Origin of the sequence: Bacillus sp. AP50 (assembly GCF_040492675.1) — a bacterium.
Lineage (GTDB): Bacteria > Bacillota > Bacilli > Bacillales > Bacillaceae_G > Bacillus_A > Bacillus_A cereus.
In genome coordinates, this window is the sequence record NZ_JBEUTW010000751.1 from 1 (window position 1) to 1229 (window position 1229).

Here is a 1229-nt window from a genome sequence, read left to right on the forward strand (position 1 = left end):
GTTGTAATTAGTCCTTTAAAAATGATAGGAGTGCTTCATTAAATTCTTTGGCATGCGTTGCATTTAGCCCATGTGGACCACCCTGTATTAAGGCTACTTTAGAATTAGGAATTGCTTCATGTGTTAATTTCCCACTATATTCATATGGTACAGTTGCATCAGAATCACCGTGAATAATAAGAGTAGGTATATTAAACTTCTCCAAGTCTTTTCTAAAATCAGTCTTACTAAAGGCGGTAATACAATCAAGTGTTCCTTTAGGTGATGCACTGGCTGCAATATCCCAATTATATAAACGGAATGGCTCACTAACTAAATCTGTTCGATTACCAGCTGCGAAAAATCCCTTAGTAAATTCATCAAGAAATGCAAGGCGGTCATTAATCACACCACTTTTGAACGCTTCAATTGTTGCATCATCTAATGCCCCTTCAGGATGATCCTCTGATTTGTATAAATATGGAGGTACTGCTCCAGCAAAAACAGCCTTTTCAATACGATCTGTTCCATACGTACTAATATACCGGGCTACTTCGCCTCCACCCATAGAAAAACCAACAAGTGTGACATTTTGAAGCTCTAAATGTTCTAATAGTTGATGTAAATCAGAAGTAAAGGTATCATATTCATACCCTTCCCACGGCTGAGATGATTTTCCAAATCCTCGACGATCATATGTTATAACTCTGTATCCAGCCTCAACAAGAGCGGGAACTTGGTATTCCCAAGATCGACCACTTAACGGCCAACCATGAATTAGTACAACTGGTTTTCCTGTGCCATAATCCTCATAATATATCTCAATTGGTTCTTGATTTTCAGTTCCTACAGTAATTTTAGCCATGCTTCTACCTCCAAAAAATATTCTAATATGTATCCTTTTCTTCAATAATCCGGATGAATGTCATAACCTATTCATGCACGTTTATGTTGTGAACTCTAAGTATGAAACTCTATTGTTCCAATGCATTCATTTTCTCCTTTTGGAACAATCCCCCCTCTAATACCTTTTTCATCATAAAATAATTACTGAACATTACTCCTATTCAATTGTAATAACAAAAATAGGTGACTATCAATATTGTTCTATCTATAGGATGTATAGGTAAAACCAATCTATTTTATAGTGAAAAAAACTATAGTTACGACCTATACGAATTATAGATAATTTAGAATTGATTAACGAATCAGTTTTCAAATACTATAAAATTGTATAGCACTTCATGTTC

The 1229-nt window shown here is 35.1% G+C and carries 1 protein-coding gene; it reads right to left on the minus strand.

Annotation, left to right across the window (positions count from 1 at the left end; translation table 11 throughout):
* Positions 1 to 7: 7 nt before the first annotated feature.
* Positions 8 to 844: a bromoperoxidase gene (locus ABWK52_RS29170; protein ID WP_098542018.1), complete on the minus strand. Its 837-nt coding sequence runs from the start codon at positions 842 to 844 to the stop codon at positions 8 to 10.
* Between the last annotated feature and the right edge of the window lie 385 nt (positions 845 to 1229).